This is a genomic window from Alcanivorax sp. HI0083 (assembly GCF_001635175.1).
The window spans coordinates 1-212 of sequence record NZ_LWFX01000300.1 but is presented as its reverse complement, the minus strand read 5'-3'; the positions used below and the strand labels follow the sequence as shown (position 1 = coordinate 212).

At 59.4% G+C, this 212-nt stretch carries 1 protein-coding gene; it reads left to right on the top strand.

Going from position 1 to position 212, the window contains the following annotated elements; translation table 11 throughout:
- The coding region (locus A3754_RS03195; RefSeq protein ID WP_304439788.1) for an SAM-dependent methyltransferase at nt 1-212 on the top strand (212 nt) is incomplete at both ends.

Sequence of the window (212 nt, the reverse complement as noted above, 5' to 3'; positions counted from 1 at the left end):
GTAGATCAGCCGCGGGCCATGTATCTGGCAGAGTTGGCGCTGGATATGGCTGAGCGGGTGCTGGAACCGGATGGCCTGTTTCTGGTCAAGGTATTCCAGGGTGAGGGGTTTGAAGACTACCGCAAAGCGCTGCAAAGCCGTTTCAAGCGCGTCGTCAGCCGCAAACCGGCGGCAAGCCGGGCTCGCTCCACAGAGGTCTATCAGTTGGGTTT